Source organism: Streptomyces thermovulgaris, from assembly GCF_002155915.1.
GTDB lineage: Bacteria > Actinomycetota > Actinomycetes > Streptomycetales > Streptomycetaceae > Streptomyces > Streptomyces thermovulgaris.
The window spans coordinates 1-554 of sequence record NZ_MUME01000147.1 but is presented as its reverse complement, the minus strand read 5'-3'; the positions used below and the strand labels follow the sequence as shown (position 1 = coordinate 554).

At 68.6% G+C, this 554-nt stretch carries 1 protein-coding gene; it reads left to right on the top strand.

The genetic code is table 11. The features are described from left to right. The coding region (locus CCN35_RS29430; RefSeq protein ID WP_483883418.1) for a glucose-6-phosphate dehydrogenase at window positions 1-554 on the top strand (554 nt) is incomplete at both ends.

The window sequence follows — 554 nt, the reverse complement described above, 5'->3', positions numbered from 1 at the left end:
GTGCGCGGGCAGTACGCGGCCGGCTGGCAGGGCGGCGAGAAGGTGATCGGCTACCTCGAGGAAGAGGGCATCGACAAGCAGTCGAAGACCGACACCTACGCGGCGATCAAGCTGGAGATCGACAACCGCCGCTGGGCGGGCGTCCCCTTCTATCTGCGCACCGGCAAGCGGCTGGGCCGCCGGGTCACCGAGATCGCGGTGGTGTTCCAGCGGGCCCCGCACTCCCCCTTCGACACCTCGGCCACCGAGGAGCTCGGGCAGAACGCCATCGTCATCCGGGTCCAGCCGGACGAGGGCGTCACCGTCCGCTTCGGCTCCAAGGTGCCGGGCACGTCGATGGAGATCCGGGACGTGTCGATGGACTTCGCGTACGGCGAGTCCTTCACGGAGTCCAGCCCGGAGGCGTACGAGCGGCTGATCCTGGACGTGCTGCTCGGCGACTCCAACCTGTTCCCGCGCACCGAGGAGGTCGAGCTGTCCTGGAAGATCCTCGACCCGATCGAGGAGTACTGGGACAAGCACGGCAGGCCCGCCCAGTACGCGTCGGGCACGTG